We start from the raw sequence: 262 nt of genomic DNA, 5'->3' as shown, positions 1-262 counted from the left end.
CCTTTGGACGCTTTACGCAGCAGCCGTTGTTTCTTGGTACTTTCTTCCGCCCCTTCTTCCCCACGCTGATATCATGAACGATTTTGACGATTCTTACCGTGCAGTACCGCAGCACATCATGGCGGCCAGTCTCATTGTGATGATGATACTGGACTTTATGCCGTTTTCCTTTGACGGATTCTTTTGTCTGCCTGAAATGACGGCACTGATGTTGCTATATTGGACATTGAACCAGCCGCAACGTGCAGGCATGGGACTGGCT

General features: G+C 49.6%; 1 pseudogene. It reads left to right on the top strand.

Annotated features, from left to right (window positions below):
- Positions 1–73: 73 nt before the first annotated feature.
- A pseudogene (locus ACTHS4_RS12055) lies at positions 74–262 on the top strand (rod shape-determining protein MreD); the annotation flags it as partial.

The sequence above is a fragment of the Neisseria sp. P0014.S009 genome (genome assembly GCF_051958155.1).
In the GTDB taxonomy this organism is placed as follows: Bacteria; Pseudomonadota; Gammaproteobacteria; order Burkholderiales; family Neisseriaceae; genus Neisseria; species Neisseria flavescens_C.
The sequence above is the reverse complement of the archived record's forward strand: the minus strand, read 5'-3'. Positions and strand labels throughout refer to the sequence as shown.